Source organism: Micromonospora sp. NPDC049679 (assembly GCF_040659735.1).
Lineage (GTDB): Bacteria > Actinomycetota > Actinomycetes > Mycobacteriales > Micromonosporaceae > Micromonospora_I.
Window position 1 is genome coordinate 38,004 of sequence record NZ_JBFANZ010000003.1, and the last position, 23,731, is coordinate 61,734.

At 67.5% G+C, this 23,731-nt stretch carries 19 protein-coding genes and 3 pseudogenes; 8 read left to right on the top strand and 14 right to left on the bottom strand.

Going from position 1 to position 23,731, the window contains the following annotated elements:
• Positions 1-34: 34 nt before the first annotated feature.
• Positions 35-496, top strand: a complete 462-nt coding sequence (locus tag AB0J06_RS03095) for a nucleotidyltransferase domain-containing protein (protein WP_357424016.1) — start codon at positions 35-37, stop codon at positions 494-496.
• Between the two features lie 371 nt (positions 497-867).
• Here the strand turns inward: AB0J06_RS03095 and AB0J06_RS03100 are convergent, their stop codons facing one another.
• Together AB0J06_RS03100 and AB0J06_RS03105 are read right to left on the bottom strand one after the other, a co-directional pair.
• On the bottom strand, positions 868-3,129 hold the full coding sequence (locus AB0J06_RS03100) for a catalase (RefSeq protein WP_357424018.1): 2,262 nt from the start codon (positions 3,127-3,129) through the stop codon (positions 868-870).
• Positions 3,130-3,638: 509 nt separating this feature from the next.
• A complete protein-coding gene (locus AB0J06_RS03105; RefSeq protein WP_357424020.1) occupies positions 3,639-4,220 on the bottom strand; it encodes an IS3 family transposase in 582 nt (193 codons plus the stop codon).
• A 555-nt stretch (positions 4,221-4,775) separates the two neighbouring features.
• Between AB0J06_RS03105 and AB0J06_RS03110 the strand changes: the two genes are divergently transcribed.
• The 4 genes and pseudogenes from AB0J06_RS03110 to AB0J06_RS03125 all read left to right on the top strand — a co-directional run bounded on the left by AB0J06_RS03110 (position 4,776) and on the right by AB0J06_RS03125 (position 7,961).
• Complete coding sequence (locus tag AB0J06_RS03110; RefSeq protein ID WP_357424022.1) at positions 4,776-5,357, top strand: hypothetical protein; 582 nt, start codon at positions 4,776-4,778, stop codon at positions 5,355-5,357.
• Positions 5,358-5,802: 445 nt separating this feature from the next.
• Positions 5,803-6,417, top strand: a complete 615-nt coding sequence (locus AB0J06_RS03115; RefSeq protein ID WP_357424024.1) for a lytic polysaccharide monooxygenase — start codon at positions 5,803-5,805, stop codon at positions 6,415-6,417.
• A gap of 266 nt (positions 6,418-6,683) precedes the next feature.
• Positions 6,684-7,403, top strand: a pseudogene (locus AB0J06_RS03120) (IS6 family transposase).
• 174 nt (positions 7,404-7,577) lie between these two features.
• Positions 7,578-7,961, top strand: a complete 384-nt coding sequence (locus AB0J06_RS03125) for a helix-turn-helix domain-containing protein (protein WP_357424026.1) — start codon at positions 7,578-7,580, stop codon at positions 7,959-7,961.
• Here the strand turns inward: AB0J06_RS03125 and AB0J06_RS03130 are convergent.
• Positions 7,958-8,365, bottom strand: coding sequence for a RidA family protein (locus AB0J06_RS03130; RefSeq protein ID WP_357424028.1), 408 nt, complete (start codon positions 8,363-8,365; stop codon positions 7,958-7,960). The genes AB0J06_RS03125 and AB0J06_RS03130 overlap by 4 nt on opposite strands.
• A 621-nt stretch (positions 8,366-8,986) precedes the next feature.
• On the opposite strand from AB0J06_RS03130, the pseudogene AB0J06_RS03135 reads away from it, so the two are divergent.
• Positions 8,987-9,851, top strand: a pseudogene (locus AB0J06_RS03135) (IS5 family transposase).
• Positions 9,852-9,862: 11 nt separating this feature from the next.
• Here the strand turns inward: AB0J06_RS03135 and AB0J06_RS03140 are convergent.
• Positions 9,863-10,438, bottom strand: a complete 576-nt coding sequence (locus AB0J06_RS03140; RefSeq protein WP_357424031.1) for a DinB family protein — start codon at positions 10,436-10,438, stop codon at positions 9,863-9,865.
• Positions 10,439-10,759: 321 nt separating this feature from the next.
• On the opposite strand from AB0J06_RS03140, the pseudogene AB0J06_RS03145 reads away from it, so the two are divergent.
• A pseudogene (locus AB0J06_RS03145) lies at positions 10,760-10,974 on the top strand (DDE-type integrase/transposase/recombinase); the annotation flags it as partial.
• 42 nt (positions 10,975-11,016) lie between these two features.
• Here AB0J06_RS03145 and AB0J06_RS03150 read toward each other — a convergent pair.
• The 10 genes from AB0J06_RS03150 to AB0J06_RS03195 form a co-directional block, all read right to left on the bottom strand.
• Positions 11,017-11,325, bottom strand: coding sequence for a hypothetical protein (locus tag AB0J06_RS03150; protein WP_357424033.1), 309 nt, complete (start codon positions 11,323-11,325; stop codon positions 11,017-11,019).
• 510 nt (positions 11,326-11,835) lie between these two features.
• Positions 11,836-12,555 (bottom strand): SDR family oxidoreductase, encoded by a 720-nt coding sequence (locus tag AB0J06_RS03155; protein WP_357424035.1) that lies wholly within the window; start codon positions 12,553-12,555, stop codon positions 11,836-11,838.
• Positions 12,556-12,630: 75 nt separating this feature from the next.
• Positions 12,631-14,928, bottom strand: a complete 2,298-nt coding sequence (locus tag AB0J06_RS03160) for a N,N-dimethylformamidase beta subunit family domain-containing protein (RefSeq protein WP_357424037.1) — start codon at positions 14,926-14,928, stop codon at positions 12,631-12,633.
• Between the two features lie 14 nt (positions 14,929-14,942).
• Positions 14,943-15,335: a hypothetical protein gene (locus AB0J06_RS03165; protein WP_357424039.1), complete on the bottom strand. Its 393-nt coding sequence runs from the start codon at positions 15,333-15,335 to the stop codon at positions 14,943-14,945.
• Positions 15,336-15,354: 19 nt separating this feature from the next.
• The gene (locus tag AB0J06_RS03170) at positions 15,355-16,539 is read right to left on the bottom strand and encodes an ABC transporter ATP-binding protein (protein WP_357424041.1); all 1,185 of its coding nucleotides are present in this window, start codon (positions 16,537-16,539) and stop codon (positions 15,355-15,357) included.
• Between the two features lie 12 nt (positions 16,540-16,551).
• The gene (locus AB0J06_RS03175) at positions 16,552-17,421 is read right to left on the bottom strand and encodes a carbohydrate ABC transporter permease (RefSeq protein WP_357424043.1); all 870 of its coding nucleotides are present in this window, start codon (positions 17,419-17,421) and stop codon (positions 16,552-16,554) included.
• Between the two features lie 23 nt (positions 17,422-17,444).
• Positions 17,445-18,356, bottom strand: a complete 912-nt coding sequence (locus AB0J06_RS03180) for a sugar ABC transporter permease (protein ID WP_357424045.1) — start codon at positions 18,354-18,356, stop codon at positions 17,445-17,447.
• 214 nt (positions 18,357-18,570) lie between these two features.
• Positions 18,571-19,965: an ABC transporter substrate-binding protein gene (locus AB0J06_RS03185; RefSeq protein ID WP_357424047.1), complete on the bottom strand. Its 1,395-nt coding sequence runs from the start codon at positions 19,963-19,965 to the stop codon at positions 18,571-18,573.
• Positions 19,966-20,067: 102 nt separating this feature from the next.
• Positions 20,068-21,426, bottom strand: a complete 1,359-nt coding sequence (locus AB0J06_RS03190) for an alanine racemase (RefSeq protein WP_357424050.1) — start codon at positions 21,424-21,426, stop codon at positions 20,068-20,070.
• 69 nt (positions 21,427-21,495) lie between these two features.
• A complete protein-coding gene (locus AB0J06_RS03195) occupies positions 21,496-22,392 on the bottom strand; it encodes an SIS domain-containing protein (RefSeq protein WP_357424051.1) in 897 nt (298 codons plus the stop codon).
• A gap of 257 nt (positions 22,393-22,649) precedes the next feature.
• On the opposite strand from AB0J06_RS03195, the gene AB0J06_RS03200 reads away from it, so the two are divergent.
• A complete protein-coding gene (locus tag AB0J06_RS03200) occupies positions 22,650-23,684 on the top strand; it encodes a carbohydrate kinase family protein (protein WP_357424052.1) in 1,035 nt (344 codons plus the stop codon).
• The last annotated feature ends 47 nt before the right edge of the window (positions 23,685-23,731 follow it).

Here is a 23,731-nt window from a genome sequence, read left to right on the forward strand (position 1 = left end):
CTGGTGACGACCGCGACCCGAGGAGACATTGCGGATGCCCCGCCCCGACCAACCGACGCATGACCTGCCGTCCGTGACACCCGAGCGCACCGCCGAGATGGCAGGCGTCGTTGAGCGGGTAACCCGCTGGGCCGAGGAACGTGCCGATGTCGTCGGCCTACTGCTGGTCGGTTCGTACGCTCGCGGCGCCACCCGTCCGGACTCCGACGTCGACCTTGTGCTCCTCACCACCGACGAGGACCGCTACGCCGACAACGCGTGGACCGGTGATGTCGGTATCGGTGAGCTGACCCGGGTGCAACCGTGGGGCGCGGTCACCGAGAGGCGCTTCGTTACTGCCTCCGGCCTGGAAGTAGAGATCAACATCGGCTCGCCTGACTGGGCCCGCCTCGACCCGGTGGACCCAGGCACACGCGAAGTGGTCAGCGACGGAGCTCGACCCTTGTACGACCCGACCGCTACGCTCGCCGCGCTGATAGACGCCTGCCGCACCTGACGGGACCCCAGCCCCGGAGCACTTCAGCAGCCCGAAGAGAGCAGCTCAAGCTGGTAGGCGCTTCACTGTTTCCCTTTGTTTTACTGCACTTACATGGATAGCGCCTTTTCTGAAACTTTCGATGTGCCCCAGGAGACTTTCGCTGCGATCGAGAACTTCGTCGATACTAGGGACCTCCGTTCCGCGTCACAAGACCCCGACACCTGGCGGGTGAGTTGCGGCCGGTAACGGCGATGATTCGCGGCGTCACGCGCGCCGGACCAGGCCAGCGGCGACCTGTCACCCGCTCCAACCGCCGCCGGCCACATCGGAACAGCGCCAGGGGCCGCCCTCCGATGGCACGGAGGACGGCCCCTGGCCGGTCGGACGCGTCAGGCGACGGTGGCGGGGAACCGCTCCCAGACCCGATGCGCGGCCATCAACTGCTGCACGGCGGCGAAGACGTCCGTGGCCGAGTCGCCCGCGACGACGCCCGGCGTGCCGGCGACCCCGGCCCGCTCCAGCACGGTGACGCCGGCGCCCCACGCCCCGATCGCCTTGGCGTGCCGCCACGCCTCCTCGACGAGGAGCAGCACCCGCGGGTCCACCGTTGCGGAGTCGGACGCGCCGGCCTTGGCGTCGCGCGCGGGCATGGCGTCCGGGGCCGGGGCCGGCGCCGCGGCCAGCAGCACCACGTCGAACTCGACGGACCGCCCGGTGGCGAAGGTCCGCTGCACCGGCAGGTCTCCGACCATGCCGCCGTGCGGGGCGATCAGCAACGGCACCATGCCGGCGGCGAACACCGCCTGGCGCAGCGCGCCGACGCCCGCGACGTCGGCGTTGTCGTCGATGACGATGCCCACGGTCCGGCCGTCACCCGGCCACTCCCGCCCCACCTGCGACAGCGCGGGGCTGGGCATGGCGTCGGCGATCGGCACGGTCGGCTCCGGCGCGGGCAGGCCCAGCCCGGTGGCGACCTCGGCGCAGAGCACCGGGTCGATGTTGGCGAGGCACTGCAGCTGTCGTTCCTTGATCGCCTGGTGGTAGCACTTGCCGAGCTCGAAGGTGTACGCGCGGATGATGTGCTCCTTCTCGACGGGCGACATGCTCAGCCAGAAGAGGCGGGCCTGGCTGAAGTGGTCGTCGAACGAGACGGGGTTCGCGCGGACCTTGCGCGACTCGGCCACGGTGACGGGCACGTCGACGAACGCGTTCTCGTCGTCACCCGCGACGAACGGGTTGCCGCCGTCGAGCGAGTTCGGCTTGTACGGCGCGACCCCGGCGTGCACGGCCTGCTGGTGGAAGCCGTCCCGGAACATGTCGTTGACCGGGGCGTGCGGGCGGTTGATCGGGATCTGCGAGAAGTTCGGGCCGCCCAGCCGGGTGAGCTGGGTGTCGACGTAGGAGAAGAGCCGGCCCTGCAACAACGGGTCGTTGGTGACGTCGATGCCCGGCGGCAGGTGGCCGGGGTGGAAGGCGACCTGCTCGACCTCGGCGAAGAAGTTCGTGGGGGTCCGGTTCAGCGTCAGCTTCCCGATCGGCTGCACCGGCGCGAGCTCCTCCGGGACGACCTTCGTCGGATCGAGCAGGTCGATACCCTCGAAGGTCTCCTCCGGGGTGTCCGGGAAGACCTGGATGCCCAGCTCCCACTCGGGGAACGCGCCGGCCTCGATCGCGTCGTACAGGTCGCGGCGGTGGAAGTCCGGGTCCATGCCGCTGATCATCTGCGCCTCTTCCCAGGTCAGGGAGTGCACGCCGAGCTTCGGTTTCCAGTGGAACTTGGCCAGCACCGTCTCCCCGGCCTCGTTGACCAGCCGGAACGTGTGGACGCCGAAGCCTTCCATCATTCGGTATGAGCGCGGGATGCCCCGGTCGGACATGTTCCACATCGTGTGGTGCTGCGCCTCGGTGTGCAGGGAGACGAAGTCCCAGAACGTGTCGTGCGCGCTCTGGGCCTGGGGAATCTCGCGGTCCGGATGTGGCTTGCCGGCGTGGATGATGTCGGGGAACTTGATGGCGTCCTGGATGAAGAAGACCGGGATGTTATTGGCGACGAGGTCGAACGTGCCCTCGTCGGTGTAGAACTTCGTCGCGAAACCGCGGGTGTCCCGGACGGTGTCGGCCGACCCGCGCGAGCCGAGGACGGTGGAGAACCGGACGAAGACGTCGGTCTTCCTCCCCTTCCTGAGGAAGCCCGCCTTCGTCACGGTCTCCGCGGTGCCGTACGCCTCGAACACGCCGTGCGCTCCCGTGCCCCGCGCGTGCACGACGCGCTCGGGGATGCGCTCGTGGTCGAAGTGCGTGATCTTCTCGCGCAGGTGGTGGTCCTGCAGCAGGACCGGCCCGCGCGGGCCGGCCTTCAGCGAGTGGTCGGTGTCGCGCAGCCGCGCGCCCTGCGACGTCGTGAGGTACGCGCCCTGCTGGCCGTTGGCGGTGGCAGGGGCGCCGGTCTCCGCGCCGGTCGGCGTACGGGTCTCGGGCGAGCCCTGCTCCTTCTTCGGCGGCAACGGATCGTGCGGCGTCGTCGGCTCCTCAAGCGACGGCGGAGCGCTGCCCGGCGCGCCGGGAACGTCCGGAGTCAGGACGTCGACCACCTTCTCGGCGGCCGCTTCGACGACGTCCTTGACTGCTTTGGCGGGCTTGCTGGCATCCATCTCGACGAGTCCCTCCGTGGAGCGTCCGGGCAGGTGTTGGCCCTACCCAGGCCCCCGCAACGCAAAACGCGACCGGGAGGCCCGCCGCTCGGTCCCGGTCGATTTCGCCGGGATTACATATAAATGAACGCCGACACGGTCAACCCTGGCATCCGTGGGCGCGCTCCCATAGATTTAGCGACGGCTGTGGAAGGGACCCGCGGCTCGCAGTAACGTGGCCGTCGGTGATGACGTTCGCGTCCCGTGCCACCGCGAATATCTGCACCACGTGCCTTCCCACGCTGCTGGCAGGGCACGCGCGAATGTCGCAGCCGGCGCGGACGGCGCTCCAGGTCGGTACCTGCTGGCCACGTGTCCGCAACGCTGACGGAGACGCCGCTGAGCTGGGTGCGCTGGGGCGGACCGGGACGCAATCCACGCTGTTCGTCGTGCTGCCTCCGCGGCCGCCCGCGACGCGACCACACTCGGGGTCGCCGAGTTCTTCGCCGTCGCCGACCGGCTGGCGCAGGTCACCGCCCGCGCCGCCCGGACCTGAGGCCGGCGGTGAACTTCGCATCGCGATCCCGGACCAGGAACCGGAACGAATCGGATCGCTCGCCGAGTTCCATCAGCACGTTGCGGGCCTGCTGGGCTGCCCACTCCCCCACCGGATGCGCGGTAACGCCAAGCACATGGACCCGCCGGCTGCCCACCTCGATCGCGAACAGCACATACAGCCGGCGCAGCGATACCGTGTCGACGCTGAAGAAGTCAACCGCCAGTACGCCCCGCGCCTGGGACCGGAGGAATTGCCGCCAGGTCACCGCCGACCGCTTCGGGGCCGGATCGATCCCGGCACGCTTGAGGATGGCCCAGACGGTGCTTGCACCGACGCGATAGCCCAGCCGCCGCAGCTCCCCATGAATTCTGCGGTAGCCCCAGGTCGAGTTCTCCCGGGCCAGCCTCAACGCCAGGTTGCGGATCTCGGCGGTGACGGACGGCCGACCGTGTCGGCTCGGACACGCCCACCGCTTGCGCACCAGATCCTGATGCCAGCGCAGCAGGCGCTCGGCGACGGCCCGGCCGACGCCTCGAGCGCCCCCGGTGACCACGAACGACCGTCGATTCGGCATGACGCCGTGACCTCCCTTCGCACGCTCCAGCTCCGGCCGATGTATCCATCCTGCAGCGATACCACCCGCCCCGCACCGGTCACCAACGCTCCGGCACCGATCTTCGGTTACTACACCCCCCAGCGCGGTGCCGGCAAAGGTGCCTGGTCCCGCTCGGCGGAGCTACCCCCCTCCCCCGGTGCCGAGCGGGTGGCCGGGCCCGGATCCACGCTGATGCTCGTCGATGTTGCCAGAACGGATCCAGGCGTGGTGGAATGGCTGACATCGCCGCAGCGCGGGGGGCAACCGCGCTGGGAACGGCCAGCGCGGGAGCATCGCAGTGCCGGCAGCGCGCCGCTTTGGCAGACGCTCGCATGCCGCATCGCCGGGCCATCTCGATGACGACGGGCATTTTGCCGGGCAGGCATCCTCGCCCGCCGTACGTATCCCCCGGTACGTGTCCCCGACGGCCGACGCGCTCGACGTCTGACACGCCATGGGCGTCCGATTCGGTCTGCCAGCGCACCAGAACCGGCGATGAGGTGAGAAGCGATCATGATTTCCCGAGAGAATTTCGCGGGGTGGTACCGAAACCGCCTGGTGTGGGTGGCGGTGATCCTGCTGGCGGTGTCGGCCGGCGCGGTCGTACTGGTCAACCGGGCCCGGCCGAAGGCGGAGCCGGCGGATCTGCAAGGGCAGATTATGACCCGGATGCGTACCACGCTCGAACAGGCGGACCCGGGGCAGCACAACCACGCCGGACACAGTGTCCAGCAGGTGGCCACCGCGGAGGAGAAGCCGGCAGTGATCTGCGGAGTCCGCGTCTACGGTTACGAGCCGGCCGCGGTCACCGCGCTCGCCGACGTGCGGACGGTCTACGGCTTCCACCTCTGCGGGGTCGCCGAGCAGAAGCGCCCCTGGGACGTGGCGGTCAAGCTGGCCGGCCCTGTGATCATGGACATGTCCACCGAGCCTCCGGGCATCCAGGTCGTCGAGGCGACCGCCGACGTCATGTTCGTGGACCGGCTGCGGGAGATGTTCCCGGACAAGTACGCGGACTTGGCGCTCAAGGAGGCGCTGACCGACTCGGAAATGGCCGACCAGCGCCGCCGGTACGACGCCGCAGCCGGGCTTTGACCATGCCGGGCGGTCGGGCGGGGCAGTCGTACCCGCACCGGGCCTTCCCGTAGCTGTGAACCGTCCGCGTACCGCAGTGGATGCCGTGGCGGGCGATCCGTACGGCGATGTCGCGGCTGCGGACCTCGGTGCGCATACCCGTCGTTGATCCGCCGTCGGGCCAGCGACCCGTGCCGCACCTGTGCGGTGGGTGGCTGCCCGGCAGTTCCAGTGGTCGGACGTGGTCAGTTCTGGGAGAGGCACTCGAGAGCGATCCCGGTCAGCTCGATCCACATCCAGCTTCTGATAGATCAATATTGATATTTAGGTTCATGGATGCAAAAGTGGGTTGGGAGCGTTCCCATTCTCATCTCTAGTGCCGAAGAACGGAGGATGAACAGTGCGTTCACACAAGTCCGATCAATCCGGCGGACGACCCCGGTCAACCGTCCGTCGGTCCCTCCGAGTGCTCGTCCTGCTGTTCGCCATGGTGGTCGGTACGCTGCCCTGGACCGGCGCAGCCCAGGCTCACGGCACCATCATCAACCCGGCGAGTCGCGCCTACCAGTGCTGGAAGGCCTGGGGCAGCCAACACACGAACCCAGCCATGCAACAACAAGACCCCATGTGCTGGCGCGCGTTCCAGGCCAACCCCGACACCATGTGGAACTGGATGAGCGCGCTGCGGGACGGCCTCGCCGGCCAGTACCAAGCCCGCACCCCGGACGGACAGCTATGCAGCAACGCCCTCTCCAGGAACGACACACTGAACCAGCCCGGAGCATGGAAGACGACCACCGTCAGCCGCAACTTCACGGTCCAGCTGTACGACCAGGCCAGCCACGGTGCTGACTACTTCCGGGTCTACGTCACCAAGCAGGGATTCAACCCGACCACTCAGCGGGTCGGGTGGGGCAACCTCGACTTGATCACGACGACCGGGCGCTACGCACCGGCGCAGAACATCTCGTTCAACCTTTCGGTCTCTGGACGCACCGGAAACCACGTCCTGTTCGTGATCTGGAAGGCGTCACACATGGACCAGACCTACATGTGGTGCAGCGACATCAACATCGTCTGATCGGCAAGACCGACAGCACGGCACTACTTTCGGCCCAGGGCGTTGGCGCCCTGGGCCGGATTGCTCCGGTAGTGCCCTACCTGTGGTTGCCGAATAACACTTTCGAAAGGCCGATAACTCGGCGGACGCCCGCCATACCGCTACACGCTGCGTGATCTCGCCCCCCCAACCCGGCCAAGGCCGTCCGCGCGCCGACCTCGGAATGCACGTCGCGGGTCTGTTGCGTTGCCCGTGTCCATGTCCAGGGACCGAGGCAGGCTTGACGGGTGAAGCGGTCGAGTCCTCGTCGTCCCTGGTCGCCGCCGAAGTCGGCGTTCACCGGGTTCCGGTTCCCCGCGGAGGTGATCGTCGTCGCGGTCCGCTGGTACTGCGCTACAACCTCTCCTACCGGGACGTGGAGGAACTCCTGGCCGAGCGCGGTGTCGAGGTCGATCACGTCACCGTGTTCCGATGGGTGCAACGGTTCACCCCGCTGCTGGCCGACGCCGCCCGGTTCGCCCGCCACTCCCCCCGGTGATCGGTGGTTCGTCGACGAAACGTACGTGAAGGTCAACGGCGTGTGGCGCTACGTCTACCGCGCGATCGATCAGCACGGGCAGGTCATCGACGTGCTCGTCTCGGCCCGCCGTGATGCCACGGCGGCCCGCCGGTTCTTCCAGCGGGCGCTGCGGGCACTGAAAGTGACGCCCAGCGACGTCGTCACCGACGCCGCCCCGGTCTACCCCGCCGTGCTCGACGACCTGTTCCCCTCGGCATAGCACCACGTCGAGCAGCACGCCAACAATCCGATCGAGGCCGACCACAGTCAGCTCAAGCACCGGTTACGACCGATGCGCGGGCTCCGGACCGACCAGACCGCACAAGTGATCATCGCCAGACACGCATTCATCCAGAACCTCCGCCGCGGACACTACGAACTCGGGCTCGACAGTCAGCCCAAGCTCCGAATCGCTTCGGCGTTCAACGACCTCGCCCGGGTCATCTGACGCGGACCCGACCCGGGCGTACCGCCTCTCCCGATCAGATAATGCAACGGCACCGTCGGTTGTGCGGGGGTGGCGGTGGTGCTGCGGCGGTTGCTCGGCGGCAGGGGCATTTCTCTGCGCCGTAGGCAGGGGTGGTCACTTGCGGTTACTGAGGACCCGATGGAGAGTGTGTCGATGGGAACCCGTCAGGAGATCGCCGCACTGCCCCCGGAGGCCGACCTGGCCCGGGCAGACTCGCTGGCCCGGGAGATTTTTTCCGACGTCGCCAACAAGTGGGCGTTGCTACTCATCGAGTTCCTCGGGCAGCGCACGATGCGCTTCAGCGAACTGCGCGACGAGGTCGGCGGCATCAGCCACAAGATGCTGACCCAGAACCTGCGCATGCTCGAGCGCAACGGCCTGGTCGAGCGGACCGTACACGCCACGGTCCCGCCCCGGGTCGAGTACACCCTCACCGAGGCGGGCCAGGCGCTGCGCGCGGTGGTCGACGGGATGTGCGGCTGGACCCAGCGGTATCTGGGACACATCGAAGCCTCCCGCCGGCAGTTTCCCGGTTAACCCAACATCGCGGTCGCCTCCACCTCGACCAGGTGCTCGGGCACGTCCAGGGCAACGATGCCGAACAGCGACGCCGGGGCGGCCGGGGTGACGCCCAACTGCGACGCCGCGCGGGCGATGCCGTCCAGCAGCAGCGGCATCTTGTCGGGCGTCCAGTCGACGACGTGGACGGTCAGCTTCACCACGTCGGCGAACGAGCCGCCGACGCCGGCCAGCGCCGTCGCCACGTTGAGATAGCACTGCTCCACCTGGGCAGCCAGATCACCGGCGCCGACCAGCGTGCCCTCGGCGTCCCAGGCGACCTGGCCCGCGATGTTGACCAACCGCGTCCCGGTCGCCACCGACACCTGGTGGTAGATCGGGATCTCGGGCAGCCCGGCGGGGTTGACCAGGGTGACGGCCATGACGTGCTCCTTACTCTCTTCCGGTAACCCAGAAACCGTAAGAGACTAATGCGGGGCGCGGAAGAAGGCACTTTCTCGAGCCTCAGGCACCTCGGAGTAACTTCTGGCCCGGCCTGGGCAGGGTCGGCCCATGCTCGGCCGTGATGTTCCGCCCACTGGCCAAGAAAGCTGGCATCGCTTCCGCGGACGCGATGTCACCGCAAACGCAGTGACGCGCCTTCGCCGCCACCACGAACCGGCTCGGCATCCCGCTGCTGGACGCACGAGAGGCCGGCGTCCACGCGGGGTCCGCACCACCCGCCGCCACATGCCCCTCGGCTGTCAACCGGACCGAGAGCCGGCGCACAACTTCGGCCGGTTGCGCCGGCACGGCGAGCGAGGGCTGCCCGAACGGGCCGGCGGCCGGTTCCTGGTGCCGCCCGGCCGGGGGTACAGCATGGCTTCGGACGCCGACTCGCTCGACTTGCCGAGCTTCCGCCGACTCGCTGCGCGGGCCGCCGCCGAGCAGCCGGCGCCCCGCTCGGCACAAGTGGGCGGTGATGCATCAGATGCAACATTCGGCTAGGGCGTGTCCTGCCGATCTTGCGGTCGTAGGGGTTGATCGTTGACGATGTGCCGGTGGTGCGTCGTGGTGAGCTGACCGATGAGGCGTGGGCGGTGATCGCGCCGCTGCTACCTGAGCCGGGCAGCAGTCGGGGGCGGTGGCGGGATCACCGCCAGGTCATCAACGGGATCTTGTGGAAGCTGCGCACGGGTGCGCCCTGGCGTGACCTGCCGGAACGGTACGGGCCGTGGAAGACCTGCCACGAACGCCTGCGCCGGTGGACCGCCGACGGCACGTGGGACCGGATCCTGGCCGCGGCGCAGGAGCATGACGACGGCACACCGGTGCAGTGGACGATCAGCATCGACTCATCGATCGTGCGGGCGCACCAGCATGCCACTGGCGCCCGCAAAAAGGGGGCTCCCCGACAAGTCCGGCGACGCCTGGTGCGCAAGATGGCGAGGCCATCGGCCGATCCTGCGGCGGACTGAGCACGAAGATCCACCTCGCCGTCGACGGACGCGGCCGACCGCTGTCAATCCTGCTCACTCCAGGCCAGGCCGGAGACAACCCTCAACTCCTGGCACTGCTCGACGCGATCCGCGTCAACGAGCCAGGACCCGGGCGACCTCGCAAGCGGCCCGACGTGCTGATCGCGGACAAGGGCTACGCGCATGACTCCACCCGGCGAGCGCTGCGTCAGCGCGGGATCCGACACGTCATCCCGGAACGGTCCGACCAGGTCGCCCGCCGGGCCGCCAAGGGCAGCGCCGGCGGGCGGCCACCCGCCTTCGACCGGGCGGTCTACAAGAAGCGCAACGTGGTGGAGCACTGCTTCAACCGCCTCAAGCAGTGGCGTGACCTGGCCACCCGCTACGCCAACGCGCATCCCTCTACCGATCCAGCCTCGTCCTCATCGCCGCCATCATCTGGCTTCCATGATCGACAGAAACCTAGTTGCTGCGTTTGCTGGCGTCGAGGGCAGCCTGCTCCACTCGCTGGCGGTAGTCCAGCCACCATGACTCGTCGGCGGGGGGCAGGTTGTCGTACCTGGGCAGCAGCCCGGCCGCGCCGTCGATGAGTTCGCGCACGATGTCAGCGTGGCCTGCGTGCCGTTGTGTTTCCGCGATGACGTGGACCAGGACGTGGTGCAACGTGACCGCTGCATCGCCCCACCACGGCACGCGGCCGACCTCATCCAGTGCAAGGGCTTCAATGGTGGTGTCGGCGTGGGCGATCGCGCGACGGTACAGTGCGACGATCTCCTCGCGGGTCTCATCCGCGGTCGCCCACATGTCGGCATTGGTCTCCGCTCCGTCGCCGACGTACGGCAGCTCCTGCTCGAACGGCCGGCCGAACACGACGCCGAAGTAGAGGATCTCCATGGCCGCCGAGTGCTTCACCAGACCGAGCAAGTTGGTTGCGGTCCGGGTCAACGGACGCCGAATATCGTATTCGCTGAGCCCGTCGAGCTTCCACAGCAGCGCGTCGCGGCCGCCCTTCAAGTAACTGTGCAGGTCTGCCTTCATCGCGGCACTATGGCATCCGGTTGGGTGTCGGCGCTGCCCCGGACGATCCACGGAGCTCATGATCGGCAGGACACGCCCTAGCCGACCTCATCGCCGACCTACGTCAGCCGTGATCCAGCCGCCTTCGCCGGAATCGATGGTTACAGCAACATCGACCCGCCGCCCACGGGTACCCTCGTGACGCCCACGCCCACGCTCACTCCCAGGATGTCCAACTTGGATTGGATGCCGTCGTCCGACGATTCCGCACGCATTCGTTGCTGAGATCACCTCAATTGATGTCACCCTGAACCGCCCCGGGGCCGCGCCGAACCGCTGCTGGTGGCAGACTTCACCCACGTCGCCACGTTCGCCGGCGTGGTCTACGTTGCGTTCGTCGTGGACGTCTACTCCCGGGCGATCGTTGGCTGGTCCGCGGCCACCACCAAGCACACCACTCTCGTTCTGGATGCCCTCGACATGGGCCTGTGGCGTCGAGACCGCGACGGTCGCCCGTCGAGGCTGGCCTGATCCACCACTCGGATGCCGGATCCAGGGCGAATTCAACTGGTCGCCGCAACAGCTCGAACCCCACAGAGTCAGAGAACGGAACTGCGTACCGGGTGACGTGAGCCGTCCGGCAGGCAGATCTCCGCCGACACGGCACCCCAGTCCATGACGACTGTCCATGTTTCTCGAGCAGGACCATGACCTATCAGGTTGGCCTCGGCACCTTCGCCGAAGACGACGGACCGCTCGAACGGGAACTGGTATTCGCGGTCACGATCCCTCACCTCGATGCGCCATCCAGTGCAGTCGCTGTCGCTGTCACCGACAATCAGGTGCCGGACGCCATCGACGTCGCTCGCGAAGTGATACGCAGGAAGTGCTCGGGTTGGCTCATGCACATCTCCAAGTATGACGGAAGCGAGGGCCCGACGACGAGAGGGCGCCTGGTGAAAGCATGTGAAGCGGGGCGCGGGGACCGACGCCGGCAAGCGCGACTTCCATGTTCCGAAGTTTGCGGGTCGCTGGCGGCGCAGCAGGTCCGGCGCCACCTTCGCGGCCGCGGTGTCCGCCACGGCCAGATTCCAGGGCGGACGACGGCGCGGGCTTGACCACCATCAGCCCTTGGCATGCACTGTGCCGCGACGGCACCGGATCCGGCGAGAGCCGGCAAGCGCAGCCGCGGCGCGACCGTTACAGCTCTTCCACGACCTGCCGCAGTTCCGGGTTGAGCATCCAGCCGTGCGCGCCGAGCAGGCCGCGCAGCTCGTGCGGGCATACAAAGGCGAGAAACCGCGCCCGGGCCGTCCACTGCTACGCGCATCGAGTCGGTCAGCCAGACCTTCAAAGGCCATCTTGACCCGTCTCCGGTCCGTCATCGCCTACGATCACTGACCTCTTGAATAGATCACCTAGACCAGTTGACGCGTAGGAGTCACGACCATCTCCCAGATACACAGGTGCTGTGGTTGCTCATACGCGAAGAGCATCGCCCTCGCGATCTCCCTCGGATCGAGGGCACCGCCGATCTCATCCCGGTAGGCGTGGTACCCCTCCTTGATCGTTTCTGCCCGCGTGCCGGTGAGTAGGTCCGTAAGAACAAATCCCGGCGAGATCAGGATTACGCGGACATTAGCGGGCGCGGCCTCGCGGCGCAGCCCTTCGGTCATTGCGTGCACGGCGTACTTCGTGCCGTTGTACACCGTGTGGTTCGGATACATGGTTCGGCCCGCGGTAGAGCCGATGTTCATGATGGTCCCGGTCCCACGCTCAATCATTGCCGGCAGGACCGCCGACGTCGTGTTCAACAGCCCGATGCAGTTGACCTCAAACTGCTGTCGCCAGTCCTCTGGCGACAGCGCCGCGAATTCCTCAAGCACCATGAAGCCAGCGTTGTTGACGAGGAGGTCGACAGGTCCGTACCTCGTTTCGGCCTCGTCGACCAGGCGCCGGTAGCCTTCGGCGTCCACGACATCGTGCGCACGGCAGATCGCGTCGGGCAGGCCCATCTCCTCCATCAGTTCCACCCGACGGGCGGTGAGAAGAAGGGGGTGACCCGCCTCGCTGAAGGCCCGCGCCGCAGCGGCGCCGATCCCTGAACTCGCGCCGGTGATGGCGACCAGTGGCTTCATCGCAACCGTTCCTCTCTGTGCGGGAGAGCCGGTACGCCGGGCCGCGGGTCACGCGGCCCGGCGTACGGCGATCGGCTACTGCGGTAGTGGGCCTTCTGAGGAGAAGCGACGCAGCACGTTCTCGGTGATGCGCGAGACGTTGTTGTCGTAGTCGTTGTGCGACAGGCTGCCGCACCAGGCGATCGACCCCGTGGAGAAGACGCCACCATCGTTCGGTGTCGTGAAGTAAACGAGATCCGCGCGTACGTTGGGCTGCTCGTCACCGCCGTGGGCGGGCATCGTCGTGCCGAAGTTCTCGCGGACCTCGAGCATGACGTTGGTGTGCCCCTCGGAGGACGCGAGCACGTAGGCGTGCGCGGGTGAGCCGAGCTCCGGCTGGTACCAGTCGAGTTCGAGGCCGGCCGCGCCGTCCCCGCAGAGACCGAAGTTGCCGATCAGCTCGTCGTCGCCGATGCCTTCGAACACCCACGAACCACCCTCGGCGAAGCTGTCCGGCTTACGGCGGTAGTAGCTTGAGATGTCCTGGCCCTGCGCGATGAAGCCGACGCCGACCATCTTCTGCGGCGCCCGGCCGCGGTTGCGCCACAGCCCACCCATCTCGCCAGTGAAGCTGAGGTAGTACTCCCCCGGCTCGGCGGTCCACATCTGCGTGCCGTTGTGGCGCCGAATCTCGATCATGTGCGGATTCTCGGGGTTGTAGTTCGCCACCCAGTAGAAGCCGTTGCCGCCCATGTACATGAAGCGGCCGCCATCGGCCAGGTACGCCTCGATCGCATCGAGCATCGGTTCGGTCGTGTACTCGGGGTGTGAACCCGTCACCACGGTCTTGTAGCGACTCAGCAGTTCGACGCCTTCGTCGTGCAGGTCGCGGTCGGTGATGACGTCGATCTCGAACCCCTTGGCGGCGAACCAGTCCACCAGGTGCAGGTCGGCGTTGAACTGCCACACGTTGCCGAAGGCGTGACGGTACTTCGGTCGTACGGTGAGCAGCGGCCGTTGCCACGACGAGTAGCAGACGCCGGATCCGTCGGTGTGCAGGTCGTAGAGCGAGTTCCCGAGTTCGCGGTGCAGGTGCTTGTGGATGTCCTGAGTGCCGAGCACGACGGCCCTGCCGATGGCGAGCTGGATCAGCTCGGCGTCGATGCCCATGTGGTCGTTGGCGTAGGCGAGGTAGCTGTTGGTCGGCGCCAGGAAAGCGATCGGCGCGGTGGCGGTTCCCTTCGGCGGGAGCACGTAGAACGGGACGTAGTCCTCGTTGTCACCCGACCGCAGCCGCGCGGCGTAAACGCCGCTGCGCAGTCCGTCCGGGATCGTGAGCTGGAAGTCCACCTCCCAACCTGCATCGTCGAGGTCATCGTCGTGGAAGTGGATGGCACCGTACTGGTCGGGCGCGTGGGTGAAGGCGTGCTCCCTGCCCGACCAGTTGTAGCCGGTCATCGCGCGTACCGGGGCGTTAACGGTCCTGCCGTCCAGGCCGTGGCCGGAGCGGTCGGTGATCGTCGTGAACTCGCGGATTCCGTCGGGCGTGATCTGGTCGGAGAAGTCCCAGGCCCCGACCACGTCCGCCGAGGACGGATCTTCGACCAGCGCCCAGAGTTCCTCGCTGCCGAGCGGGGCGCCGGAAACGCGCGGACGGTCGAGTTTGCCGTTGTAGTGACCGCCGATGATCGCGCGGTCGTCCTCCAGCCGCTGGGTCCAGCCGGCCATGATCAGGGGCACGTTGGTGCTACCGGGTACGACGTCAACGTCGCGCTCGACGACGACCGCCCGCCCCACGAACGTCGCCTGCCGCGACACCGGAGCGTTGGCGGCGTAGACGACGGGCTCTTGGTGCAGACGTGCACGACCGGTCGCGGCGTCGAAGCTCGCCGCGACGAGGTACCAGCAGTGCTCGACCATCCCCTCACCGGAGCTGATACGCACCGTGCCGCGGTCCCCGGCGCCCAGCCGTAGCTCAAGACAGCCGTCTCCGTCGATGAAGAGGCCGTAGCCCGCCTGCTCGTCCTGCGACCACTTGGTGACGATGCCCTGCTCGCCGCCGAGCGGCAGGGTCGGCCAGACCAACGCCTGGATCGTGAACCCGGCGGTGAGCGCCAGCGCCTCGTTGTCGGGCACGACGGCGTACGAACCGGGATACATCAGCTGCGTACGGGCCGGGTACTCGCCGTTGGCCGACGTATCCGTGACCTCTTCCTTGTACCCGGGGCCTCGCGGGTCGAGGTCGCCGTGCACGAGCTTGACGATGTCGGCCTGGTACGTCTCGAGCTCCTCGGCGCAGCTGACGTAGAAGTCGAGCGTCTCCCCGGGACGAACGTTGGGACGGTCGCAGTAGCCGAGGATCCGCAGCGGTCCACTGACTGGGCTATCGGGCATTTCAGTTGGCTCCTTCAGTGTTCGGCGGCTTCGACGACGCTCGTGATCGTGGGGTCGTCGAGATCGAGCAGTCGCTTCAGGAAGATCGCGTGCTGCGCCGCCTCCCGCGAGGTGAAGCGCGTGTCCGTCAGCGTCGGGCCCTCACCCCGTCGGCGGTGGTACAGCGCCAGGCACCACTCCTTGTACGGCACCGTCTCCACCAGCAAGTACCGGGGCTTGGTCCGCATTGGGTTGCGTCGCAAGAACCGCAACAGCATCTCGAGCTCCGGGCCGTGACCCGCGCCGAACGGGTCGGCCTGGTGCTCGGCGATCGTCTCGGGTGTGACCAGCGGCCTGATCCTGGTCTCAAGGATGTGCTGGTCGACATCGGCCGCGGCGGCGGCCGCCTTCTTCATCGCATCATTCATGTGTCACCTCTCTGTGGTGTCAGGCGCGCGCCGGGGAGACCGCGGCCCGCGGCCCGGCCTCGTCCATGGCCGCGTAAGCCAGCTTCCGGGTGTCCGGGTCGTACCAGACGGTCTGGCTCCACGAGACCTCGACGTTGACGCGGTCGCCGATGTCGTAGAGGTGGTTGACCGGGACGACGGCACGGAAGTCCGCGCCGTTCGCCTTCAACTGGTAGAGCACCGAGCTGCCGAAGTTCTGGCGGCTGTACACCTCCGCTGACACCGAGTCGGCCGACGGGGTGGCCGACAGGGCCGTGAACTCCGGCCGGATGCCGACGACGACCCGCTTCGACGGCAGCGCGGCGCCCGCGCCGGCGAACACGCCCGGGTCGACGCCGAACCGGCCGGCCTTGGTGAGTACGTACCCCTTGCCACCGTCGGTTTGGAGTTCGCCGTCGAGGAGGTTGATGCTGTGCGGCCCGACGAAGCTCGCGACCCACGTGGTCACCGGCCGGTTGTAGATGTCGAGCGGGGGGCCGACCTGGACGAGTTCGCCCTCGTTCATGACCGCGATGCGGTCGGCGATGGCGAGCGCCTCCTCCTGGTCGTGGGTGACGAACAGCATCGTCGTCCCGAGTTCGCGGTGGATGCGCACGAGCTCGCCACGCAGCTCCCGGCGCAGCATCGCGTCGAGGGCGGCGAACGGCTCGTCGAGGAGGAACAGCTTGGGACGTTTCACGAGGGCCTTGGCGATCGCCACCCGCTGACGCTGGCCGCCCGAGAGCTGGTCGATGCGACGGTTGAGGTACTGGTCGATGTGGAGCAGACGGGCCACCTCGTTCATCCGCTGCTCCTGCACGTCCTGCGGCACCTTAGCGATCTTGAGCGCGAAGAGGATGTTCGCCCGGACGTTCTTGTGCGGATAGAGGGTGTTCGACTGGAACACCATCGAGATCTCGCGACGCTCGGTGGGCAGCTCGGTGACGTTGTCGGGGCCGAAGTAGATCTCACCCGCGTCGGCGAGTTCGAGGCCGGACAGGAGATTGAGCGCCGTGCTCTTGCCCGACCCCGACGGCCCGAGAACCACCAGGAGTTCCTGGTCGAAGATCTCAAGGTTGAGCTTGTTGACCGCGTGCTGACCGTTGAATTTCTTCTCGACGTCGACCAGGCGGATGTTCTTCGTCGACGTCGCGTCCAGTGCCGTGTCGGCAATGTTCGTGTGCATGGCTACCTCGTCCTAGATGGGGCCGACAAGATTGAGACTGCGAATACGTCGTTGGAACACGTACGCCATGATCATGACCGGGATCATGGCCAGCAGGGCGGCGGCAGCGTTGGTGTTCGGGTACGAGACGTGCGAGAAGAGCGCCGCGAGCGTGGGTGGGAACGGCTGGGCGTCCGTTGCGGGCGTCAGGATCAAGGCGAACGTGAATTCGTTCCAGCTCGTGAGGAAGGCGATCGCGGCGACCGCCGACACTCCCGGCATCGCCGCGCCGAGCAGTACCCGGTAGAGGGCCTGGAACCTCGTGCACCCGTCCGTGCGCGCCAGCTTCTCGATATTGGGCGGCAGGGAGGCGAAGAAGCCGCTCAGGATCCACACGACCAGCGGCACCGTCAGGGTCAGGTAGATGATGATCAGGCCCAGGATCGTGCCCTGCAGGTGCATGGTCGTATACATCGATGAGAACGGGATCAGGACCGCGACGGGCGGGAGCGACCGGCTCAGGACGATGGTCGTCAGGATCTTCACCTTGTGCTTGAAGACGAGTCGTCCGATGGCGTACGCGGCCGGGATGCTCACGATCATCGTGACGAGCGTGACCACCACCGAGATGATGAGGCTGTTGACGAGCCCCTGCCGGATAGCGGCGGCCTGGCCGACCACCGGCGCCGACGCGCCATCCGCGGTGTGGCACGAGAAGGTGTCGGAGAAGATGCGGACGTAGTTGCACAGGGTCGGGTCGCTCGGGAAGAGCCGGCCCTCGCCGATCGCCACCGTAGTGCTCAGCGACATGTTGATCATCCAGTAGATGGGCGCGAGCGTCCACACCAGAAGAAGAAGGGCACCGCCGTAGACGAGAATTTTTCGCCGGCTGATCTTTCGCATTGGCTTTTCTCTCTCTCGCCCGGTCACTCGCCCGCTCGGGCGTCTGCGCTGTTGGCACCGTCCTCGGCCGGATCCTTCTTCTGACCCCGCATCAGCACCCAGAAGTACCCGAGCGTGATGACGGTGACCAGGACCAGCAGGATCCAGGAGAGCGCCGCGCCATATGACAGGTTGAGGTTGACGAAGGTCTCCTTGTAGAGGAGGAAGACGAGGTGCGTCGATGACGTACCCGGGCCGCCGCCACTGATGAAGTACGCGATCTCGAAGCCCTTCGTCGCCTCCGCCGTCACCAGGATCAGGAAGATGAGCAGCGGGGTCTTCAGATACGGCAGGGTCACGTGACGGAACCGACCCCAGGCGCTGAGCCGGTCCGTCCGGGCGAGGTTGTACAGGTCCGCCGGGATGAACTGCAGCGTCGCGAGCATGAAGTAGATACCCAGTGGCGAGTACTCCCAGGCGTGCGCCAGGGCGATCAGCGGCAGCGCCGAGGTCGGCGTGATGAAGTTGACGTCGGACGGCAGACCGACGGCCCCGAGGATCGCGTTGAACATGCCGAACTGCTGGCTGTACATGTACCGCCAGATCACCGCCGCGGCGTACAGCGATACCGCCCACGGCAGGATGACCAAGGCGGTGGCGAGGCCCCTTCCCCTGAACTTCTCGTTGAGCACGAGCGCGCCGAACAGCGCGATTCCACCGGAGAAGAGCGTGAGCCAGAAGACGTAGACGAACGTCTTCAGCGTCGCCGTCCATGTCTCGGAGCTCGTCAGCGCGTCGATGTAGTTCTGGATGCCCGCGAAGCTGTTGACACCCGTCAGCTCATTGATGTTCGTGAAGCTCATGTACAGCGAGTACAGGACCGGGAAGATCACGACGGCAAAGAGAACGACGGCGAGCGGCAGCGTGAGGAGATGGGCGAATCTCTGCTCACTCATGGCCGCGCTCTTCGGCGGCTTCGGCGGCTTCATCCGCCCGCGCCCCGCTGGCGCATCTAACGTTTTCGTTGCCACGATCACGCCTCCGGCCCTTTCTCGATCCTGAAGTCCCCGTTGCGGCGAGGGGCAGCAGCCGCCCTGATGCGCTGCTGCCCCGTGTCATCGTTGAAGAGCCCGTGGGTGCTCATCGGTGTCAGCTCGGGCGAGCCGGTCGTCACTTGTACTTGTCGACGAGCTTGTCCGCGTGCTCCCGAAGCTGATCCAGGGCCTTGGCCGGGGTGACCTCACCGGTGAAGACGGTCGGGAACAGCTCGCGCGCCTTGGAGTTCCACTCCGTCGACCAGATCTGCCGGCTCATCCGGAACGGCTTGGCCTGCTGCATGGCTGCCTTGATCTGCGGCATCTGCGTGTCGAAGTCCGGCAACCACGTCTTGTACTTCGCGATGACCTCAGGGTCCTCGAGAACCGACGCATACCCGGAACCGAGGCCGTTGGCGAGCGCCCACTGCTTCGACACGTACGGTGTGCCGTCGTTGTCCTGGTACCCCGCGTAGCCGGCCAGCCGGAACGCCCGGCCGAGCCGCTCGGCGCTCTGGCCGTGGTTGGGCACGACGTAGGCGCCCAGCTGCAGGTGACCCCACGAATGGCCGCCCTCGGGGACAGGGACGAAGCTGGCGTGGCCGGCGATCTTCGATCGCTGCGGGTTGTTCATCGTGGCGATGGCGTCGTAGAGCTGCTGCTCGCTCATCGCGTACCGACCCGAGGCGAAGCCGTCGATCTGGTCGGTCTCGGACATCGTCAGCACGCTCTTCGGGACCAGCCCGTCGTCCCACGCCTTCTTGGCCCGCTCCAGGACGGCCACGTGCTCGGTCTTGCCGTCGAAGATCGGGTGGCCCTCCTCGTCGACCAGTTCGAGGCCCTCGGCGAGCATCTCGTTGTAGATCGCGTCGCCGATACCGAACGACTCCGCGATCCACCGCGGCAGCCACGGGGTGTCCGCGGCGCCTGACTTCTTGATCGCACGCATCTGGTCGTAGAGCTCGGTGTAGTTCTTCGGGTATTCCTTTGGCGTGATCCCGACCTTGTCGAGGATCTGCTGGTTGACCGCGATGGTGCCGTCGATGCTGGTGAAGTACGGCAGCCCGTACATCTTTCCGTCGATGGTCAGGGCGTCGCGCACGTTCGGGTACATGGCCGCCTTGGCCTTCTCCAGATCGGGGAAGTCCGAGAAGTCGTGGATCCAGTTGGCCTGCGCCCACCGGGGGAACGCGGTGTCCAGCACGTAGGCCAGATCCACCTTCTCCTTGTTGCGGTACTTGTTCTCCATCACCGACGGGTAGGTGCCGGCGACGACCCGGAAGGCCGAGTTCTCCTTGTTCTGCTCGTTGAAGCGGGTGACCCACTTCTGGACCATGTCGACCTGGAAGCCCCACCCGTTGAACGCGAGTTGCTCCGCGTCGGTGTACGACTTGTTCGGGTCCAGGCTTGCCGGGCGCGCCGACTCCCCACTCGAGCCGCCGCAGGCGGCGAGGAAACCGGGTGCCGAGATCGCGGCGGCCGCGAACCCGGCGGATCTAAGGAAATTCCGGCGAGAGAACTGCTGATTCATGATGCCTCTCTTCAGGTCGTCAGTGAATGAGAGATTGCTGTGGACAGCGGTGCGGCGTCCCCCGCCGCTACGGCCGCCACGTCATGGGACTGGTGCGTCCGTTCACCGGCCTGCCGCAGCCAACAGGTCCCGCACCCGGTCGACGGTGTCCGGCAGCGGGTAGCCCTGCTCGTCGAGGAGGTTCAGCGCGCGATCGAAAATCCCGAGGACCCGCGGCTCCCCGTCGACGTTCTCCACGACCGCGACGTTCGCCCGCGTGGTGAACGCCTGGGGCCGGAAGCCGTAGATGACGGTGTCGCCCACCCGGATGTCGGCCGGGCCGTCCGGGACGAGGGTTCCGCCGTAGTAGTCAGTGGCGTTGTTGACCCTTCCGAAGAAGGAGCCCTTGTCGACGGGAACCTTCTGGTCCATGATCGTCTCCGGCGTACGACCGACGAACGCGTGCGGGCGCCACTCGGACGTGTGGTACTTGGTGTCGTCGCCGATCAACGCGGGCGCATCGCAGGCGTAGAACCCGCCGCCGAACACGTACCCCTTGCCCTCGAAGAGGTGCGACACCTCGTTGAGGTAGATGATCGCCGACTTCTCCGGTGACCGCGCTTGCGGGTACAGCACCTGCGGCGTCGTGCCGGTCAGCGCGTGGCCGGGCTCGGCGTGCGTACCCCCCGCCTTCGCCACGACGTCGAACCCGATGGCGGAGCTCGCACCCGGCGTGTTGACCTGGCGGATGTCGAAGCCGAGGGCCCGCAGTCGATCGGCGGCGCGGAGCAGACCCGCGAAGTTGACGGTCACCTCCACCTGCGCGGTGCGTGGGTTGAACAGCGTTCCCGGGAAGGTGGTGACACCGACGATCCGTACCCCGGGGAAGGAGGCGATGGCGCGTGCGGCCGCCTCGAGCTCGTGCTCCCAGATCCCGCCCTCTTCGTTGGGGTAGATGATGTCGCCGGCGACGCGGACGCGGATGAGCAGGTCCTGTACCTGCCCGAGGCTGACCGCCACATCGGAGACCTGCTTGGCCTTCTCGACGCTGAAGACCGTCATGACCTCCGGGCGCATCGTGAGGACCGAGCGGAGGTTGCCGCGCGGGATCTGCACGAGGTGTCCGATGTGCCCGACGGGCAGGCCGAAGCGCGAGAGGTACAAGGCGTCCGCGGTCTCGACGCCGACGGTCGACCCGATGCCGGCGGCCAGCGCCGCGTGGGTGACGAGCGGGTTGCGGTTGTAGTGCTTCGTCATCAGGTACAGCTCGATGCCGGCCCGCTGCGCTTCCCGCGCCATGATCTCGGCGTTGTGCTTGATGGCGTCGAGGTCGACGACGTAGGTGTTCGCCGGCAACACGTCTTCGGCGTGCAGCCGCGCCGCGGCCCTGATCAGCCCCGGGTTGCGGGCAGCGGTGGTGTCGAGGTACACGTGCAGGCCTCCTGGGTCGTTATTGAGGAACTCCGCGTCGAGGGCGAACATCGCGTCGGCGCTGTGGGTGGGATGAACCGTGTGATCGACCGGCGTCGCCTGCGCCGTGGTGGGCGGCGGCTACGACAGCACTGCGAGCGCGTCGCCGGAGAGGACGACCGAGCGGGTCAGGTTGCGGGGGGTGTCGGGGTTCAGCCCGCGCGATTCGGCGAGGGCGACCGCGACGCGGTGGGCCACGACCAGCGAGGCCAACGGGTCGAGCGGCAGGTCGACCACCGTCGCGCCGACCGCGCGCACCTCACGGGCGAGAGCCGGGTCGAGCGGGCCGAAGGACCACACGACGCTGCCGGGACCCGACACGCTGATGGGGCCGTGCCGGTACTCAAGGGCGGGGTAGGCCTCCGTCCAGGCCTGCGCGGCCTCGCGCAGCTTCAGCCCCGCCTCCTGGGCAAGACCGACCGTCCAGCCCCGACCGACGAAGGTCCACTGGGACACGGCGGTGGGATCGACCGGCAGCGCCATGGTGAGCGCACGCTCGGCGTCGGCCGCGGCGGCGTTCTGGTCGCCGGCATGGGTGCGGAGCAGCGTGAGGGCGGTGGTGGCGAAGCGCGTCTGGACCACCGAGGTCTCATCGGCGAAGGGCAGGGCGATGACACCGTCCGCGACCTCGGCGACCGGGCTGTCGGGTACCGCGGTGATCACGACGGAGCGTGCGGCGGGCGGGCGGCGCAGGAGACTCTGCACCTCCGACGTGGTGCCGGAGCGCGAGATCGCCACGAGGACGTCGTAGCGGCGTCCTTCCGGCATCTCGGACGCCGCGAAGGCATCGGTGCGGCCCTGCCCCGCGCTCTCCCGCAGGCTCGCCGCCGCCTGCGCCATGTACAGCGACGTACCGCAGCCGACGATGCATACGTCCTGGCCATGGTCGGGCAGTAGGTCGGCGACGTCGTGCGCGAGCTGCGCGGCGCGGCGCCATAGGTCGGGTTGGGTTGCGATCTCATCCGCAGTCCTGCTCATTGCTTGATACTGTGGCCGCGATTCGCGCAGTGTCAAGCATTTCTTTTCCTGGATTCACGCAACCGTGCGCAAGTACGTGCAGAACCGGGAGGTATTTCCGCCGTCAGAGCCGAACTAATGACCACTCGCAGGAGCGCGGAGCGGAGCATGGACCGCAAAGAACGCTCGCATCTGCACGTTCCTCGGAGCCAGGCGAGCCATCCGAACAAATTCGCGCAGCACTTGCGCAACTATGCGCGTGCTGCGATCCTCCTAACGTGCCCAACTTCGCCAACCCGCGCTCCACCGCGCCAGGCCCACAGCCGCGGACGTCCCGCGCACTGGATCTCCTCGTCGTCGGCGACGCGAACCCGGATCTGATCCTGCACGGGGGCGACATCGAGCCCATGTTCGGCCAGCACGAGCGCATCGTCGACCACGGTGCCCTCGTCCTCGGCGGCTCGGGCGCCATCACCGCGGTCGGCGCCGCACGGCTCGGCCTCCGGACCGCGATGGCGGCGGCGGTCGGCGATGACGTGCTGGGCCGCTTCATGCTGGAGAAGCTGGCCACTGCCGGCGTGGACACCACGGCGGTGCGCGTCTTCGACGACGTCCCGACCGGCATCAGCGTGGCGCTCGCCCGGCCCGACGACCGCGCCGTGCTCACGGCCCGCGGCGCGCTGAGCGCATTCGACCCAGCCGAGGTACCCGATGCCGTGCTGCGGCGAACCCGACACGTGCACATCGCGTCGCCGTTCCTGCAGCCCCGGCTGCTCGACGGTCTGGAGAAGCTCGTCGCGCGCGCCCATGCGGCCGGCGCAACCGTGTCGATGGACACCGGGTGGGACCCGGAGCAGCGGTGGAACTCCGTGGCCACCGCCGTCGGCGCCGTCGACGTACTGCTGCCGAACGCTCAGGAAGCGGTACGGCTGGCGGCCGCGGCACACCAGCCTGTGGGCACCTCGGCACCGGACCGAGAGCTTCCCGCTACCGATGAGCCGGTGGCCGCCGCCGGCGTGCTCGCCGCTCGCGGTCCGCTGGTCGCGGTGAAGCTCGGGGCGGAAGGCGCCGTCGCGGTGCATGACGGGGCGGTCGTGCGCGCTGCGCCGTACAGCATGCAGACCGTGGACGCTACCGGCGCCGGCGACTCGTTCGACGCAGGGTTCCTCGCCGGATGGCTCGGCGGGGCCGATATCGTCTCCTCTCTCGCGCTCGGATGTGCCTGCGGCGCTCTGTCGACGCGCCACGCGGGCGGCACCGGCGGACAGCCGACGCGCGAGGAAGCTGACGCTCTCATCACGTCGATGTCATGATCTCCTATGTCATCCCTCGCATCGACCAGGCGCCACCTGGAGCCCTC

Excerpts from the sequence above, each read along its gene's own strand:
- AB0J06_RS03130 (WP_357424028.1), bottom strand. The coding sequence starts at position 8,365 with ATGGCCGTCACCCTGGTCAACCCCGCCGGGCTGCCCGAGATCCCGATC.
- AB0J06_RS03185 (WP_357424047.1), bottom strand. The coding sequence starts at position 19,965 with ATGAATCAGCAGTTCTCTCGCCGGAATTTCCTTAGATCCGCCGGGTTC.
- AB0J06_RS03100 (WP_357424018.1), bottom strand. The coding sequence starts at position 3,129 with ATGGATGCCAGCAAGCCCGCCAAAGCAGTCAAGGACGTCGTCGAAGCG.
- AB0J06_RS03155 (WP_357424035.1), bottom strand. The coding sequence starts at position 12,555 with ATGAAGCCACTGGTCGCCATCACCGGCGCGAGTTCAGGGATCGGCGCC.
- AB0J06_RS03195 (WP_357424051.1), bottom strand. The coding sequence starts at position 22,392 with ATGAGCAGGACTGCGGATGAGATCGCAACCCAACCCGACCTATGGCGC.
- AB0J06_RS03140 (WP_357424031.1), bottom strand. The coding sequence starts at position 10,438 with ATGAAGGCAGACCTGCACAGTTACTTGAAGGGCGGCCGCGACGCGCTG.
- AB0J06_RS03125 (WP_357424026.1), top strand. The coding sequence starts at position 7,578 with ATGGGAACCCGTCAGGAGATCGCCGCACTGCCCCCGGAGGCCGACCTG.
- AB0J06_RS03160 (WP_357424037.1), bottom strand. The coding sequence starts at position 14,928 with ATGCCCGATAGCCCAGTCAGTGGACCGCTGCGGATCCTCGGCTACTGC.
- AB0J06_RS03180 (WP_357424045.1), bottom strand. The coding sequence starts at position 18,356 with ATGAGTGAGCAGAGATTCGCCCATCTCCTCACGCTGCCGCTCGCCGTC.
- AB0J06_RS03175 (WP_357424043.1), bottom strand. The coding sequence starts at position 17,421 with ATGCGAAAGATCAGCCGGCGAAAAATTCTCGTCTACGGCGGTGCCCTT.
- AB0J06_RS03095 (WP_357424016.1), top strand. The coding sequence starts at position 35 with ATGCCCCGCCCCGACCAACCGACGCATGACCTGCCGTCCGTGACACCC.
- AB0J06_RS03165 (WP_357424039.1), bottom strand. The coding sequence starts at position 15,335 with ATGAATGATGCGATGAAGAAGGCGGCCGCCGCCGCGGCCGATGTCGAC.
- AB0J06_RS03110 (WP_357424022.1), top strand. The coding sequence starts at position 4,776 with ATGATTTCCCGAGAGAATTTCGCGGGGTGGTACCGAAACCGCCTGGTG.
- AB0J06_RS03190 (WP_357424050.1), bottom strand. The coding sequence starts at position 21,426 with ATGTTCGCCCTCGACGCGGAGTTCCTCAATAACGACCCAGGAGGCCTG.
- AB0J06_RS03170 (WP_357424041.1), bottom strand. The coding sequence starts at position 16,539 with ATGCACACGAACATTGCCGACACGGCACTGGACGCGACGTCGACGAAG.